Here is a 16,898-nt window from a genome sequence, read left to right on the forward strand (position 1 = left end):
TTAACTTCCTCCTTACAGCACCGGTTTCAAACTCACAATGGAAATCTTTTCTTTCGGAATAGATATATTATTCCCATCATATTCAATTTCTATTTGCACATCCGAAAATCCTAATAAATTGCCTTCAAATTTTTTTGTTCCCTCATATAGACTATTTAAATTAATTAATACGTTCTGGCCTATATATTTTTTCAGATGATTATCATCATATAAAATCCTCTCAATTCCTGGAGAGGAGACTTCTAAACAGTAACTATCAGTTATTAGATCTTCTACATCTAATATATCACTTACAGCTCTACTTGTTTTTTCACAATCTTCTAAAGATATCCCATTAGACCTATCTATATAAATCCTCAAGAAATTTTCTCCTGATTCTTTTACATACTCCAAATGATATAATTCGCAACTATTTTTTTCTGCTATTGGTTGAATTATTTTTCTAAGTTTTTGCAACAAGGCATTTTTCATTTTAACACCCTCCTTTTATTAAAATTTTCTACAATTATTACATAATTAATCGTAATTTTATAATTAAAACGCAACCATGAGTTGCGTTTCAATAAATAGAGAGTAGGACGAGCCTACTCTCTTGAGATAAAATTACCAACGGTAACTAATATATATTATTCTATCATATAAAATTTGCTATTTCAAGGGTTAATTACATTTAGCTAAAAAAACGACAACTGATTTGTATCAGGTAGTTCTTTTAAACACCCATGGTTATCTAAGGATTCAATAACTGTTTTGGAAACCTTGCAACGAATTCTCAAATCTTCTTTTGATATAAACTCCCCTTCAGGTCTTTCCAAAACTATGCTTTTAGCGGCATTTTCACCTACACCTTCAAGCCCGCTTAGTGGAGGCCTTATTGCGTCATCTTCAATTATAAATTTAACTGCCTCAGACTTATAAAGATCTACATTTAATAATTTTATCCCTCTTTTATACATTTCAAAAGATAACTCAAGAGCTGTAAGAAGCCCTTTTTCTTTCATACCTATGTCCTTACCCAGAGCTGTTAGTTCATGCATTTTAGCACTTATAGCACTCTCACCTTTTACAATCAAATTAGCATCAAAGTCATCTGCTCTTATAGTAAAGAAAGTAGCATAGTATTCCTTTGGGTAATAAACCTTATAATATGCTATTCTTACCGCCATCATTACATATGCAACTGCATGTCCTTTAGGAAACATGTACTTTATCTTTTTACATGATCCTATATACCAATCTGGCACGTCATGCTCTCTCATTACTTGCTCATCGTCTTCCGTAAGCCCTTTACCTTTTCGTACTTTCTCCATGATAGTAAAAGCCGTCTTAGGTTCAAGATTTTTCTGCATTAGATAAACCATTATATCATCTCTTGTAGAAATACAATCTTTAAGTGTAGTAAATCCTTCTTTAATATAATATTGTGCATTATTAATCCATACGTCAGTACCATGAGAGAGTCCAGAAATTCTAACCAAGTCTGAAAAAGATTTAGGTTGTGTATCTAAAAGCATTTGTCTAACAAACTTTGTACCAAATTCTGGAACACCGTAACTTCCTACTTCACAGCCCAATTCTTTAATGGTGAGCCCCAGTGCCGCAGGAGATGTAAATAAACTTATTACACTCGGATCCGATAGTGGAATAGTTATAGGGTCGAGTCCAGTTAAATCTTGAAGCATTTTAAGCATTGTAGGATCATCATGTCCAAGAATATCCAGCTTTAATAGCCTTCCACTTATGGAATGATAATCAAAATGTGTTGTAATGATATCTGAATTTGGATCGTCAGCAGGGTGTTGTACTGGGCAAAAATTATATATATCATTGTCACTTGGAACAACCATTATTCCACCTGGATGTTGCCCTGAGGTTCTCTTAACACCAGTACATCCTAGCACAAGTCGTTCTATTTCAGCTTGAGGGACCATAGCGTTTTTTTCAACTAAATATTTTTTCACATAACCATAAGCAGTCTTGTCAGCAATTGTTCCAATTGTCCCAGCCTTAAAGGTATGCCCCTTTCCAAACAACACCTCTGTATACCTATGTATATCTGCTTGATTTTCACCTGAGAAATTCAAATCTATATCTGGCTCTTTATCTCCTTCAAACCCTAAAAAAGTTTCAAATGGAATATCATGACCATCTTTTTTATATAGTGCACCACAATTTGGGCACTCTTTATCAGGTAAATCAGCACCCGAACCAATAGATCCATCTAAAAAGAACTCGCTCTTTTTACAATCAGGACATACATAATGAGGTGGAAGCCCATTTACTTCAGTTATATTAGACATATTAGCTGCAAAAGAAGATCCAACTGAGCCTCGCGACCCTACTAAATAACCGTCAGCAAGTGATTTAGCTACTAATTTTTCAGCTATTAAGTAAAGTACAGCATATCCATTATTTATAATAGAGTTTAATTCCTTCTCCAACCTTTTTTCAACTACCTCTGGTAAGGGATCCCCATATATTGAATGAACTTTATCTGATGTCATCTTGCGGATGTCCTCTTCTGCACCTTCTATTTTAGGGGTATAAGTTCCATCTGGTATTGGTTTTATAACTTCTACCATTTCAGCAATTTTATTAGGATTACCAATTACAACTTCTCTGCATTTTTTTTCACCTAAATATGAAAATTCTTTTAACATTTCATTAGTAGTTTTAAAATATAGTGGCGGTTGATCATCTGCATCTGAAAAACCTTTGCCAGCCATTAAAATTTTTCTGAAAACTTCATCAGAAGCTTCTAAAAAATGTACATCACCTGTAGCAACTACAGGCAAATTATTTTTTTCTCCTATAGCACATATTTTTCTATTAATATCCATTAATTCACTTTCATCTTTTACTGTGCCATTTTTAATCATGAATTTATTATTTAGTAGAGGTTGTATTTCTAAATAATCATAGAACTTCACAATCTTCCTAATATCTTCTTCCGATTTTCCATGTAGAACCTCCTTATACACTTGCCCAGCTTCGCAGGCTGATCCTACTATAAGACCATCTCTATACTTCTCAATTAAAGTTTTAGGAAGCCTAGGTCTTCTATGAAAATGTTCTAAATTCGAAGCTGAAATAAGCTTGTAAAGATTTTTAAGACCTACTTGATTTTTTGCCAAAATAATCACATGATAAGTATTTGCCTTTTTTATATTAAAGTCACCTAAAAACTGTTTGTTTAAAGTATCTAAGTCAAAAATGTTATTTTCTTTAAGTAAACCAAAACAATGTAATAATATTTGTGCTGTGGCTTTAGCATCATCTACAGCTCTATGATGGTTCTCCAGGGAGATGCCCAAATGCTTAGCTACTACATTTAGCTTAAATGTTTTAAGGTCTGGAAGTAAATATTTAGCTAAAGGAATTGTATCCATAATTGCATTTTCAAACTTCAAATTCAACCTCTCTGAATTTTTTTTGATAAAAGATGTATCGAAGTCAGCATTATGGGCTACCACTACGCTACCACATGTAAACTGTAAAAAATTAGGAAGCACTTCTTCAATAGAAGCAGATCCTGCAACCATATCATTTGTGATCCCAGTTAGTTCAGTAATTTTATAAGGTATGTCTATCCCCGGATTTACAAATTCATTAAATCTATCTACTATTTTCCCATTTTCAACTTTAACTGCACCAATTTCAGTAATTCTATCATTTTCACTAGAAAGCCCTGTTGTTTCTAAATCAAAAACTACAAAACAATCATCTATATTTTCATTTTTACTATTAATAACAATTGGCACTCCATCGTCTACTAAATAGCCCTCTACACCATATATAACCTTTATTTTATTCTTTTTAGCTGCATCCATAGCTTCTGGAAAAGCTTGTACTACACCATGGTCAGTTATCGCTACTGCGCAGTGCCCCCATTTAGCCGCTCTTTCCACAAGTTTAGACGCAGGGCTTATCCCATCCATTGCACTCATTTGTGTATGCAAATGAAGTTCAACTCTTTTCTCCTGAGCCGTATCCATTCTTTCTATTTTCTTAAGTTTAATTATATCCCTAGCCATTACAACAACTTCTTTTGCGTAAGTATCATAACTTGCTTCTCCTCGCACCTTACAGAAAAGTCCCACTTTAATTTCGTCCATTATCTTTTCTACATCTTTAGGCTTTGGAAAACATTTCACTGTAATTGAACTTGAATAATCTGTAATATAGAATGTAATGATTATCCTACCCGTTTTTGTTTCAATTATTTTTATTTTAAAGATATCTCCACAGACACAGACTATTCCTGAGGCTTCATCTATCTCTTCCATTGCTATGCTCTCACTTTTTATATTTCTTCCCATTATAGTGTTTGCATCCGCTGCTTCATCTTTTCTGTAGCCCGGTTTGCTAAACTTATTTGTTTTGTCATTATTTTGATTATTACTTTGAGGTTTATCCTTCTTTTCTATATTAATATTTTTAATAATTTCTTTTATAATAACTTCATTTTCTTTTTCCTTTTTACCAAAATAATCTTCTTTAGAAAGTTTGCTGTTATGTTCCAATTTCACTAATGAACTAACTCCAAACATATCGTTTATAGTATCTTTTATAAGAATCTCTATGTTCTTATCTCTTAAAATTTTGCACATAAAATCATTCCCACACTGAATCTTTAGAGTGCCGTTTTCAATTATTCTAGAAGATTTAAGTAAACTATCCTTACTTGACGGCTGTGATGTAGCTATTACATTTACAACATCTACCCAAAACTTATCTTTTATATCTTCTATAGTGGCATTTGACACATCTTTGTAGCAAATTAACTGTATATCCTCAAAACTACCTACTCGTTTTGAAATAATATTTTTGATTAGTAGCTTTTTATTATCATCTATATCCTCTAAAGATTTGATTAGCACCCTTAATTTATTGCTTTTTTTAAGGTATTGAACTCTCAATACCTTAATATCATCTGCTAATGTTTCTTTATTTAAATCAAAATCATTTTTCAGCATTTCAGCTAAATTTACATTCATTAATATTCCTCCTGATAAGACATTTTAGGCACATGAAACTATCTCCTGGGTCGTTAAAATAAATTTGAATGTGCCTATAATTTATCTATCTCGCGAATAAGTTCTTCCACTAACTCTTCTTCTTTAACGGTTTTAATTATTTCACCTTTTTTAAATATGAGACCAACTCCGTTACCTCCAGCTATGCCAATATCAGCTTCTCTTGCTTCACCGGGGCCATTAACGATACATCCCATTATTGCAATCTTTATGTTCTTATTGCAACATTCTAATCTTTTTTCTACTTCATTTGCAATTTTAATAAGATTAATTTGAGTTCTACCACACGTCGGGCATGATACAAATTTAATTCCATCATCTATATAACCTAAGGATTTCAGGATTTCTATGCCGACTTTAACCTCGTCTACTACATCCCCGGTTAGTGACACCCTTATAGTATCTCCAATCCCCTCAGCTAAAAGCGCCCCGATACCTATACTTGATTTTATTGTCCCTCTCCATGTAGTTCCAGCCTCAGTAACACCGAGGTGTAGTGGATAATCTACTTTATCTGATAATAATTTGTAACTTTCAATCATCATGACCACATCTGAGGATTTTATAGAAATAACTATGTCATAAAAATTAAAACTTTCAAGTATTTTAACATGTCTTAACGCACTTTCAACTAGTGCCTGCGCGCATACATGACCATACTTTTCAAGAATATCTTTTTCTAGTGATCCTGAATTCACACCAATTCTAATGGGAATGCCTTTCTCTTTAGCTGCTTCTGCGACTAATTTTATTTTATCGCGGCTTCCAATATTACCTGGATTAATTCTTAATTTGGATATCCCGTTCTCAATAGATTTTAAAGCTAGCCTATAGTCAAAATGAATATCTGCCACAAGTGGTATGTGAATTCTTTTCACTATGTTCTTAACAGCCTCAGCCGCTTGCATATCTGGCACTGCGCATCTTACAATGTCACACCCTACCTTTTCTAGCTGAAGAATTTGATTTACTGTAGCTTCTACATCTCTTGTGTCTGTATTGGTCATTGACTGTACTGCTATCAATGAATCTCCACCTATATATACATTTCCAACCCTAATCTTCTTCGTTTTGCGCTCTCTCATAGTCTTCATCTCCTAGAATTTTAGCGGACTAACTATATCCTTAATAACTACTAACACCATAAATGCCATTAAAAACATAAATCCAATGTAGTTTATAGTTGCAACTTTATTATCATCTAATTTTTTACCTGATATTATTTCAAATAACAACATAAAAATCCATCCTCCATCTAGTGCTGGAAAAGGTATTATATTGAATATTCCTAATTGTACACTCATTAATGCAGTAAAATACATTAAGGTTGTAATTCCAGCTTGCGCCGCTTTTCCAGAAAATCTTATTACGCTTATCGGTCCTCCAACATCATTTGCTGAAATTTTCCCGTGGAATACGTTACCGAAAAATTCAAAAATTTGTTTTACAGTATTACCAATTTGATCAAATCCATAAACCACAGCTTTGCCGGGGTTCATTTTTTTCTCAACCATAGAAGGAGAGACCCCTACAAAAAATAATTTTTCTTTCACGCTCTTAATGGGTTTAAGTGTGATTTTTTCTACTTTTGAATTTCTGACTATTTCAATATCCATACTTTCACCTTTAGAAACAAAAATCTCATTTTGAACTTGATCCCATCTATCTATTTTAGTCTTATTAATCTTAGTAATTTCATCTCCAACTTGTATCCCAGCTTTCACGGCTGGACTATTAGGTACCAGCTCCCCAATTATTGGTAATATATATCCTTTAGACGCACCTACCATAGCAAATAAAACTACTGCCAATATTATATTCATAATTGCACCAGCAGAAACTATACTTAGTTTTTGCAGAGGAGTTTTATTTGTGAAAGATCTCGGATCATTACTTTCTCCATCTTCCCCTTCCATTTTAACATATCCTCCAACAGGAAATGCTTTAATCAAATACTCCGTTTCTTTTCCTTTAATTCCAAAAATTTTCGGTCCCATCCCTAAAGAAAATTCGCTTACTTTTACTCCATTTAGCTTGCATAGAGTAAAATGGCCTAATTCATGTATTATAATCAAAAGACTAAATGCTAATATAGCCATAATAAAGTATGGTATGTTTGCTATAATATTACTCATAATAATTTCCCTCCCTAATCTTTATCATAATAATTTCTTACATATTCTCTTACCTTTAAGTCAACTTCTAAAATTTCTTCTAAATCCGGATTAATATTATGCTCAAATTTATTCATGCATTTTTCTATAATATCTTCTATTATAAGATACTTAATTTTATAATCCAAAAATAATTCAACAGCTACTTCATTAGCAGCATTCATAATAGCTGGCATATTTCCACCCATTTTACCTGCTTTATAGGCTAATTTAAGACATTTGAACGTATCAATATCTGGTTTTTCAAAAGTTAAATTACCCATATTATAAAAGTCTAATTTATCGATAACAGCATTATTTCTTTCAGGATAGTTTATAGCATATTGAATAGGAAGTCTCATGTCAGCAGAACTCATTTGTGCTATTACACTTGCATCTATGTATTCTACCATGGAATGTATTATACTTTGAGGATGAACTACCACTTGTATATTTTCGTAATCTACACCAAATAACCAGTGTGCCTCTATAACCTCTAGCCCTTTGTTCATAAGCGTTGAGGAGTCAATGGATATTTTTTTACCCATTTTCCATTTAGGATGTTTAAGCGCCTCTTCCGGTTTTATTTCTATTAATTGTTGCTTATTTTTGCCTCTAAACGGACCACCTGATGCGGTTATTATTATTTTGTTAACAGATTCCGACTTATTACCCTGTAAACATTGAAAAATAGCACCATGTTCTGAATCAACTGGTAAAATATTGACATGATTTTTTTTAGCAGCCTCCATTACTAGTCCCCCTGCTGCAACTAGTGTCTCTTTATTAGCTAAGGCAATATCCTTACCAGCATTAATTGCTTTCATAGTGGGAACTAAGCCTATCATACCTACAACTGCGGTTACTACAATATTAACTTCGGGTAGTGTACTTATATAATTTAGTCCTTCCAGTCCCTGCAATATTTTTGTTGAATATTTTTTTAGCATGCAATGTTTTTTAAGTTTTAATGAAGCCGCCTCGTCCATCATGGTAACATATTTAGGCTTAAATTCTTCTATGATGGGTATAATCTTCTCATAATTGGTGTTAGCAGAAATTCCCACAATAGTGAAATTATCAATATCATTTCGAATAACATCTAAAGTTTGAGTTCCTATCGACCCAGTAACTCCTAAAATAGTAATCTTCTTCATGTAACTCTCTCCATTCACGTAATTCTGTTATTTATACTTCAAAATCTTATTTTTTCCTTTAACTTCACACTTATAAATTTACCTGTTTTTTTTAGTAAGCAATTCTTCTACAGCATATAATATAACATATTTATGTTCTAAAATAAAGTAACTAGTAATATTTACAAATACATGAGTAATTATTTCGCATATATTATATAGTACTCCTTTTGATTATATTCATTAATCAACGCAGATATTAATACAAAATATAACCCAATTATTATTTTAAAATTTTGCATAATAATAAAATCATATATTGCCAGCAATGCCAATTTACAACTAATTGTTTATTTGCATTCTGTTCAATATATGATTTTATTAATCACTAAAGTATATTAAATCATCTCCTGCGGAGGTGCACTATTAATTTCTTGTACCTTTAGTATATATGAATTTAAATTACTAATATAAATGTAATATAATAAAATGCTACCACAGACACAAATAGAATACTATCAAACCGATCTAAAACTCCACCATGTCCTGGAATAAGGTTACTGTAATCTTTGGCTCCTACAAATCTTTTTATAGATGACGCAATTAAATCTCCAAGTTGTCCAAAACTGCCACAAAGAACACCAATTATAGCGTAATGATATAACTGAATAGGTACACCATATTTTGAAATAACATAGCCATAAATTGTACACCCTATAGTGCTGCCTAAAAGGCCTCCTATTGAGCCCTCAATTGTTTTATTAGGGCTAACTTTAGGGCAGAGCTTATGTTTGCCACCTTTACCTAAAAATCTTCCACAATAATAGGCTGACGTATCACAGACCCACGAGCAAATAAATATAATCCAAACTAAATATTGACCGTAGGTTTTATTGTTTATAAACACTATAAAACTAAAAAATACTGCCACATATAAAAATCCGAATATAGTGAGAGCCACATCAACAAAATTATACTTTATATAAATCACCGGAATACATAATAGTAAAAGAATTGTTACTATTAAAATATATACATTAAAACTTGCTGAAAAGTCCTTGCTCATATTCAAGTAATATACTATACATAAAATATATCCTATAATTCCAATTGGCTTATAGTGTTTTTTTCTAGAAACTTTATAGAACTCATACATTCCAAAAAGCGAAAGTACCATTACACTATATTTTAAGTACTCTCCACCTAAAATTAAAAATATTATTAACGGAGCTAACATCAGTGCTCCTATATATCTATTATTCATAATTTTCTCCTCTATTTAACCTTTCCAAATCTTCTGTCTCTTTTTTGATAATTTAATATTGCACACTTCAATTGCTTCTCATGAAAATCTGGCCAATTAACATCTGAAAACCAAAGTTCTGAGTATGCACTCTGCCATAGTAAAAAATTACTTAATCTTAACTCCCCACTAGGTCTTATTATAAGGTCTGGGTCGGGCATTTCTTTTGTATACAAATACTTTGAAAATAAGCCCTCAGTTATTTCATCTTCATATATTTTTTTATTCGTCAAATCTAAACAAATTTCTTTTACAGCATCTACTATTTCGTTTCTTCCTCCATAATTTAAAGCTAGATTTAAAATTAACCCCTTATTATTTTTTGTCCTTTCATAAGCAGAGTTTAATTCTGTTATGCAAATCTGTGGTAATTTTGATATGTTACCAATAGAATTGATAACAACATCATTGGCGTTCAATTCCTCGAACTCATTTTTTAAATATTCTACTAATAATTTCATTAGAGCGTCTACTTCTTGTAAAGGCCTATTCCAATTTTCAGTTGAAAATGCGTATAATGTTAAATATTTAACCCCTAATTTGTTGCACTCTTTTACAATTCTTCTTATTGCTTCTACTCCAGCCTTATGTCCAAGTGCTCTCGGCAAATTACGCTCCTTAGCCCATCTACCATTCCCGTCCATTATAATTGCAATATGTTCAGGTATTCTCGACATATCTAACTCAATATTATTACTTATATTTTTATTTTTTTTAAAAAAAGCGAATAATTTTTTCAATAAAATTCCCTCCTTTTTATTAGTTATATTATAATCTTAAATAGAACCTGCATAACTGCAGGTTCTATTTAAAATTATATATTAAACGGCCATTACTTCTTTTTCTTTAACCTCTATTAATGTATCTATTTCTTTAATAAATTTATCTGTTTCTTTTTGGATGATATCTTCTGATTTTTTAGCTTCATCCTCAGTAATTTCGGTGTTTTTTTTCAAAGCCTTAATTTTATCATTAGCATCTCGCCTGATAGATCTTATAGCTACTTTAGCATCTTCTCCTGTTTTCTTTACAGTTTTAATTAAAACTTTTCTTGTTTCTTCTGTAAGTTCAGGAATAATTAATCTAATTGCTGATCCATCACTTGATGGGTTTAATCCTAAATCGGATTTCAATATAGCTCTTTCTATATCTTTCATAGAAGATTTATCCCATGGCTGGATAAGTAATACTCTAGGTTCCGGTGCTGAAATGTTTGCTATTTGATTTAATGGCATAAGACTTCCATAACATTCAACATGAATCCTATCTAGCATTGTAGCATTTGCTCTCCCTGCTTTCATACCTGAAATCTCATGTTTAAAAACAGCAATAGTTTTATTCATTTTTTCATCAGCAATACTAATAATTTGTTTAATCATAGAATTCCCTCCATTTTATATTGATTCTTTAGTACAATCTGATACTAAAGTACCAATTTCTTCTCCTAAAATTGCTCTTTTTATATTTTCTGGATTATCTAGTCCAAAAACTAATATAGGTATATTATTGTCCATACATAATGATGTAGCCGTAGAATCCATAACTTGTAGCCCTCTTTCAAGAACATTTAGATATGTAAGATTATCAAACTTCTTTGCATCCTTATATTTATGAGGATCCTTATCGTAAACTCCATCTACTTTTTTAGCAAGCAAAATTACTTCAGCTTCTATTTCTGCCGCCCTAAGTGCCGCTGTTGTATCTGTTGAAAAATATGGATTGCCTGTACCAGCTGCAAATATAACAACTCTACCTTTTTCTAAATGCCTCATAGCTCTTCTTCTTATAAATGGTTCTGCTACCGCCTTCATTTCAATGGCAGTTTGTACTCTAGTATTTACGCCTATATTCTCCAAAGAGTCTTGAAGTGCTAATGCATTAATGCAAGTTGCCATCATTCCCATATAATCTGCAGTAGTCCTGTCCATGCCTTCACCACTTCTACCACGCCATATGTTTCCGCCTCCAACAACTATGCCTATCTCAACACCTAACTCAACCAATTCTTTTATTTGAAGTGCTATCTCATTTGTAATTTCAAAGTCTATTCCAAATCCTTTTTCACCAGCTAAAGCTTCTCCTGAAACTTTTAACATAACTCTTTTATATTTAGCAACCTCCATAAACATTATACCTCCAATTTATAGTATTACTTATTTTAAAAAAGAGAACACGTAGTGTTCTCTTTAATTGTTATTTACCCTGTACTTGTCTTTGAACTTCTTCAGCAAAGTTTTCTTCCTTCTTTTCTATGCCTTCTCCTCTTTCAAATCTCACATATCTTGTTATAGTTATGTCAGCACCAAGTTTTTTAGATTCTTCTTGAAGATATTTTTTAATAGTATAGTCAGCATTTTTAACCCAGACTTGCTCAAGCAAGCAAACTTCTTTATAATATTTATTTACCCTACCCATAACCATTTTTTCAATGATTTTTTCTGGTTTTCCTTCGTTTATTGCTTGTACTCTGTATATTTCTTTTTCTTTTTCTAAAGTTTCACTATCAACACAAGTGTTATCTAAGAATAACGGACTAGTAGCTGCAATTTGCATTGCAACATCTTTTGCAATCGTAATTAATACATCGTCTTGTTTTGCGCAAGCGAGTTCTACTAAAACACCTATTCTTCCGCCACCGTGAATATAGCTTTGAACTATACCATTTTCAATAGAAAACTTTTGAAATCTTCTTACAGACATGTTCTCGCCCAATTTTGCTATTAAAGCTGTTACGGCATCCGTAACAGTAATTGCTTCATCAGCTATGTATTTTTCAGAAACTAATTCATCAATAGTAGTTGAATTAGTTTGTACTGCTTGCATTGTTATGTTTTTCGCTAAAGTAACAAAATCTTCATTATCAGCAACAAAATCCGTTTCGCAATTAACCTCTACAACAGATCCAACTTTCATGTCATCTGAAATATATGAGTTTACTAATCCTTCTGCAGCTATTCTTCCAGATTTCTTTGCAGCTGCTGCTAAACCTTTTTCTCTTAAAAGTTCAACCGCTTTTTCTATATCACCCTCTGTTTCACTTAGAGCCCTTTTACAGTCCATCATACCGGCTCCAGTTTTTTCTCTTAACTCTTTAACCATACTTGCACTAATCATTATTATTTCCTCCTACTCCTATCTAATTTAAAAGGTAAATGAAAGAATTAACTTTCACCTACCCCCAACTGTTATATCAATAATTATATTATTAGATAAATCTAGTTACTATTATTCAGCTAATTGTTCACCTTGTCTGCCTTCTATAATAGCATCAGCTAATCTTTCAGTTATTAATTTAACTGCTCTTATAGCATCATCATTACCTGGAATTACATAATCAACTTCATCTGGATCACAGTTTGTGTCAACTATTGCAACTACAGGAATTCCAAGAATTTTAGCTTCAGAAATCGCATTCTTTTCTTTTCTTGGATCTACAACAAATAGAGCTCCAATTTTATTTGCATCCATGCTTCTGATTCCGCCTAAATTCTTTTCTAGTTTTTCTCTTTCATTTAGAAGGTGACTAACTTCTTTTTTGGGAAGAACTTCAAATATTCCATCTTCTTCCATTTTGAATAATTCTTCTAATCTTTGTATTCTTGTTTTAATTGTTTTAAAGTTTGTTAACATTCCACCTAACCATCTATTGTTTACAAAATGCATTCCTGCTCTTACTGATTCAAATTTAATAGCTTCTTGAGCTTGTTTTTTTGTTCCTACAAATAAAACATCCTTACCTTCTTCAGATACAGATTTTATGAAATCATATGCATCATCGATTTTTCTAACTGTTTTTTGTAAATCGATAATGTATATACCATTTCTTTCTGTAAATATGTATGGTGCCATTTTAGGATTCCATCTTCTAGTTTGATGTCCGAAGTGAACACCTGCCTCTAATAATTGTTTCATTGAAATAACTGCCATTAATAATAACCTCCTTGGTTTTTACCTCCATCACCATCATCTTATTGAAGTCCAAATATCGGAACCCTTCCATAATCAAGCAATGTGTGTATTTTCTTACCTACATAGTATATCACAATGTGATAATGTATTCAATATTTTTTTTAATAAAATTGAAATACTTTTTTCATATATATTTATATTTTAATAATTGAAAACAATTTAAGGCAGAACAAAATTGCTCTGCCTCAAATTATTTTATTTTTTTAAGCTCGTCAATTAGCTTCTCATTTAATATTTTAATATGAGTGCCCTTCATTCCAAGCGATCTTGATTCTATTACTCCTGCACTTTCAAATTTTCTGAGTGCATTAACAATAACAGATCTTGTTATTCCAACTTTGTCTGCTATTCTAGATGCTACTAACAAGCCTTCAATTCCGTCTAATTCATTGAAAATATGTTGTACAGCTTCTAGTTCAGAATAAGATAGTGTTCCAATAGCAAGTTGCACTACTGCTTTTTTCCTTTCTTCTTCTTCTATCAAATCATTTTTAGCTCTCAAAATCTCAAGTCCAACTATAGTAGCACTATATTCAACTAAAACTAAATCATCATCTGTAAACTCTTTATCAAATCTTGCAAGTAAAAGAGTACCTAATCTCTCTCTGTTACCATTTATCGGCACTATGGTGGATAATTTATTTTCTATTGAGCATTCCCTATCATCTTGGAATACACAAATATTTTTATTCGTAAGATTAGCCCTTGTTTCGTTGACATTAAGCAAACTGTCATTGTAATTTTCCGGAAATCTCATATTTTTTATAATTTCATCCTTTACGATTTCACATTCAAATCCGCTTGATAAATTATAACCCAATATTTTTCCTTTTCTGCTAATAATATATACATTACATTGCAATACATCGCTTAACAGATTACAAATATCATCAAAAACTACTGGCTCCGTTCCTGATTTTTGCAATATTTTATTTAACATTCTTGTTTTAGCTAATAGTGACACAATATTCCTCCTCATTTATGTTATAAACACAATCTATATTATTTAATCCAATTCATAAATCTATCTTGCTTTAGCATAAGTAAAGTTCAAAATATTTCAAATTTTTAGAATCGTTCCTTGTCCACTTAATACTATCACAACATTCATGCTATATCAACAGTGTTTTTTAAATTTCGACATTATATTTATTAAGTTCTAGTAATTTTTAACTTATTGTATAAATTTTACTTTTCCTCGCTGCTCTCTTCCCTATTTTCTTCGACTTTGTATTCCTTATGTTTACATTCTTTATTAGAACATTCCATATAATCGCCTTTGGTTTTACTATATCTTTTTAACATATATGTACCACACTCAGAACATTTTATTTCGGTAGGCTCAAACCAGCTTACAAAATCACATTCTGGATAATTACTGCATCCGAAAAATCTAGTTCCTTTCTTACTTCTTCTTTCTAAAATTTTCCCGCCACATTTAGGGCATGGAAGTTCTAGTTCTTTAGTAATTGCTTTTGTGTTTTTGCATTCTGGGTAGCCAGGACATGCCATGAAATCACCAAATCTCCCATGTTTTATTACCATTAACTTGCCACATTTATCACATTCTACGTCTGTAACTTCATCTTCTATTGTGATTTTAGCTATCTCTTTTTCAGCAATTTCAATATCTTCTTTTAATGGTGTAAAAAATTCACTAACTATATTTTGCCACTTTTCCTGTCCTTGTTCTATATAATCTAAATTATCCTCCATTTGTGCTGTAAATTCAATATCCACTATCTGTTTAAAGTATTCACTTAAAATGTCATTCACAATATTTCCTATTTCTGTAACTTCTAAAATCTTTTGGTCTTTTTCTACATACTTTCTATTTAGAAGAGTTGTAATAATAGGTGCATAAGTACTAGGTCTTCCTATGCCATTTTCTTCTAATGTTTTTACAAGAGATGCCTCAGAAAATTTAGCAGGTGGCTGAGTAAAATGCTGCTTTCCTTCGGTTTTTTCACATTGTAGAATGTCTCCTTCATTCAATTCTGGAATTTTCAAAGTATTTTCTTCTTCATCTGGCTCTTCATCATAAATTTTTCTGAATCCATCGAAGGATACTTTAGACCCCGATGCCTTAAACACATAGTCTCCATTTACTATATCAATAGATATGGTATTTAGTAAACATGATTCCATTTGGCTTGCTACATATCTATTCCAAATCAATTTATATAGTTTGTATTGTGGGGCTTTAAGAGTTTTTTTTGCTATCTCTGGCGTTATTTCAACATAAGAAGGTCTAACAGCTTCATGAGCATCTTGTATGTTTTTTTTACTTTTGTATATTCTAGGGGTACTCGGATAGTACTGCTCCCCATACTTACTCTCAATAAATTCTTTCGCATTTATTTGAGCTTCTTCAGCTATTCTAGTAGAATCAGTTCTCATATATGTAATTAATCCCACTGTTCCATGTCCTTCTATCTCCATACCTTCATATAATTGTTGCGCAATAGACATAGTTCTTTTAGTTGCAAAATTAAGTTTTCTATATGCATCTTGCTGCAATGTACTTGTTATGAATGGTGGTAATGGTTTTCTAGTCTTCGATGATTTCTTTATTTTGCTTATAATGAATTCTTTTTCCTTAAGTTCATTAATGACATTATCACTTTCTTCTTTAGAATTCATTTCAACTTTTTCTTTACCCTTAGAAGCTAATTTAACATTTAATTTCTGAGAATCTCCGTCTTTGTACAACTCGCATTCTATAGTCCAATACTCTTTGCTTATAAATTTTTCTATTTCCTTTTGTCTATCACAGATTATTTTAAGTGTAACTGATTGAACTCGACCTGCACTAAGTCCCCATTTAACTTTTCTCCAAAGTATAGGACTAATTTCATATCCAACCAATCTATCAAGTATACGCCTTGCTTGTTGGGCATCCACAAGCGTCGCATTTATTACCCTTGGCGACTTTATAGCGTTTTTAACCGCTGTTTTGGTTATCTCATTGAATTCTATCCGACACTTATCTTTTTCATCTATTTTTAAGGCTTTTGCTAAATGCCAAGCTATAGCTTCACCCTCCCTATCAGGATCTGTTGCCAAATAAATCTTGTCGCTTTTTTTTGCTTCTTTTCTTAGTTTCGAAAGAAGTTCTCCCTTACCGCGGATAGTTATATATTTAGGTTCATAATTATTTTCTATGTCAACCCCCAATTGGCTTTTTGGCAAATCTCTAACATGCCCCATGGACGCCTCAACTACATAACTACTTCCTAAATATTTTTTTATAGTTTTAGCTTTAGCCGGCGACTCAACTATAACAAGTTTTTGTCCCATC

At 31.9% G+C, this 16,898-nt stretch carries 13 protein-coding genes; all 13 read right to left on the reverse strand.

Annotation, left to right across the window (positions count from 1 at the left end; translation table 11 throughout):
- Positions 1-12 precede the first annotated feature (12 nt).
- Positions 13-471: a ribosome maturation factor RimP gene (gene rimP, locus ACWJJT_RS03740; protein WP_462956098.1), complete on the reverse strand. Its 459-nt coding sequence runs from the start codon at positions 469-471 to the stop codon at positions 13-15.
- Positions 472-674: 203 nt separating this feature from the next.
- Entirely contained in the window at positions 675-4,997 is a 4,323-nt protein-coding gene (locus tag ACWJJT_RS03745) for a PolC-type DNA polymerase III (protein ID WP_462956099.1), read from the reverse strand.
- Between the two features lie 74 nt (positions 4,998-5,071).
- A complete protein-coding gene (gene ispG / locus ACWJJT_RS03750) occupies positions 5,072-6,121 on the reverse strand; it encodes a flavodoxin-dependent (E)-4-hydroxy-3-methylbut-2-enyl-diphosphate synthase (RefSeq protein ID WP_462956100.1) in 1,050 nt (349 codons plus the stop codon).
- A gap of 12 nt (positions 6,122-6,133) precedes the next feature.
- The gene (rseP, locus tag ACWJJT_RS03755; RefSeq protein ID WP_462956101.1) at positions 6,134-7,171 is read right to left on the reverse strand and encodes an RIP metalloprotease RseP; all 1,038 of its coding nucleotides are present in this window, start codon (positions 7,169-7,171) and stop codon (positions 6,134-6,136) included.
- 14 nt (positions 7,172-7,185) lie between these two features.
- Complete coding sequence (dxr, locus tag ACWJJT_RS03760) at positions 7,186-8,346, reverse strand: 1-deoxy-D-xylulose-5-phosphate reductoisomerase (RefSeq protein ID WP_462956102.1); 1,161 nt, start codon at positions 8,344-8,346, stop codon at positions 7,186-7,188.
- Positions 8,347-8,782: 436 nt separating this feature from the next.
- Positions 8,783-9,589: a phosphatidate cytidylyltransferase gene (locus ACWJJT_RS03765; protein ID WP_462956103.1), complete on the reverse strand. Its 807-nt coding sequence runs from the start codon at positions 9,587-9,589 to the stop codon at positions 8,783-8,785.
- An 11-nt stretch (positions 9,590-9,600) separates the two neighbouring features.
- Positions 9,601-10,305, reverse strand: a complete 705-nt coding sequence (locus tag ACWJJT_RS03770; RefSeq protein WP_462956735.1) for an isoprenyl transferase — start codon at positions 10,303-10,305, stop codon at positions 9,601-9,603.
- A 144-nt stretch (positions 10,306-10,449) separates the two neighbouring features.
- Positions 10,450-11,007, reverse strand: a complete 558-nt coding sequence (gene frr / locus ACWJJT_RS03775) for a ribosome recycling factor (protein ID WP_165412167.1) — start codon at positions 11,005-11,007, stop codon at positions 10,450-10,452.
- A 15-nt stretch (positions 11,008-11,022) separates the two neighbouring features.
- On the reverse strand, positions 11,023-11,751 hold the full coding sequence (gene pyrH, locus ACWJJT_RS03780) for a UMP kinase (protein ID WP_462956104.1): 729 nt from the start codon (positions 11,749-11,751) through the stop codon (positions 11,023-11,025).
- A 70-nt stretch (positions 11,752-11,821) separates the two neighbouring features.
- Positions 11,822-12,742, reverse strand: coding sequence for a translation elongation factor Ts (tsf, locus tag ACWJJT_RS03785; protein WP_462956105.1), 921 nt, complete (start codon positions 12,740-12,742; stop codon positions 11,822-11,824).
- A gap of 111 nt (positions 12,743-12,853) precedes the next feature.
- A complete protein-coding gene (gene rpsB / locus ACWJJT_RS03790) occupies positions 12,854-13,555 on the reverse strand; it encodes a 30S ribosomal protein S2 (protein ID WP_462956106.1) in 702 nt (233 codons plus the stop codon).
- 232 nt (positions 13,556-13,787) lie between these two features.
- Entirely contained in the window at positions 13,788-14,564 is a 777-nt protein-coding gene (gene codY / locus ACWJJT_RS03795) for a GTP-sensing pleiotropic transcriptional regulator CodY (RefSeq protein WP_462956736.1), read from the reverse strand.
- 221 nt (positions 14,565-14,785) lie between these two features.
- On the reverse strand, positions 14,786-16,897 hold the full coding sequence (topA, locus tag ACWJJT_RS03800) for a type I DNA topoisomerase (protein WP_462956107.1): 2,112 nt from the start codon (positions 16,895-16,897) through the stop codon (positions 14,786-14,788).
- Position 16,898: the final 1 nt, after the last annotated feature.

The sequence above is a fragment of the Clostridium sp. CM041 genome, assembly GCF_055081035.1.

Bases quoted from the DNA above. Each gene is read 5' to 3' on its own strand.
- rpsB (WP_462956106.1), bottom strand. From the start codon at position 13,555: ATGGCAGTTATTTCAATGAAACAATTATTAGAGGCAGGTGTTCACTTC.
- rseP (WP_462956101.1), bottom strand. From the start codon at position 7,171: ATGAGTAATATTATAGCAAACATACCATACTTTATTATGGCTATATTA.
- topA (WP_462956107.1), bottom strand. From the start codon at position 16,897: ATGGGACAAAAACTTGTTATAGTTGAGTCGCCGGCTAAAGCTAAAACT.
- ispG (WP_462956100.1), bottom strand. From the start codon at position 6,121: ATGAGAGAGCGCAAAACGAAGAAGATTAGGGTTGGAAATGTATATATA.
- pyrH (WP_462956104.1), bottom strand. From the start codon at position 11,751: ATGGAGGTTGCTAAATATAAAAGAGTTATGTTAAAAGTTTCAGGAGAA.
- ACWJJT_RS03745 (WP_462956099.1), bottom strand. From the start codon at position 4,997: ATGAATGTAAATTTAGCTGAAATGCTGAAAAATGATTTTGATTTAAAT.
- tsf (WP_462956105.1), bottom strand. From the start codon at position 12,742: ATGATTAGTGCAAGTATGGTTAAAGAGTTAAGAGAAAAAACTGGAGCC.
- rimP (WP_462956098.1), bottom strand. From the start codon at position 471: ATGAAAAATGCCTTGTTGCAAAAACTTAGAAAAATAATTCAACCAATA.
- frr (WP_165412167.1), bottom strand. From the start codon at position 11,007: ATGATTAAACAAATTATTAGTATTGCTGATGAAAAAATGAATAAAACT.
- ACWJJT_RS03770 (WP_462956735.1), bottom strand. From the start codon at position 10,305: ATGTCGAGAATACCTGAACATATTGCAATTATAATGGACGGGAATGGT.
- ACWJJT_RS03765 (WP_462956103.1), bottom strand. From the start codon at position 9,589: ATGAATAATAGATATATAGGAGCACTGATGTTAGCTCCGTTAATAATA.
- dxr (WP_462956102.1), bottom strand. From the start codon at position 8,346: ATGAAGAAGATTACTATTTTAGGAGTTACTGGGTCGATAGGAACTCAA.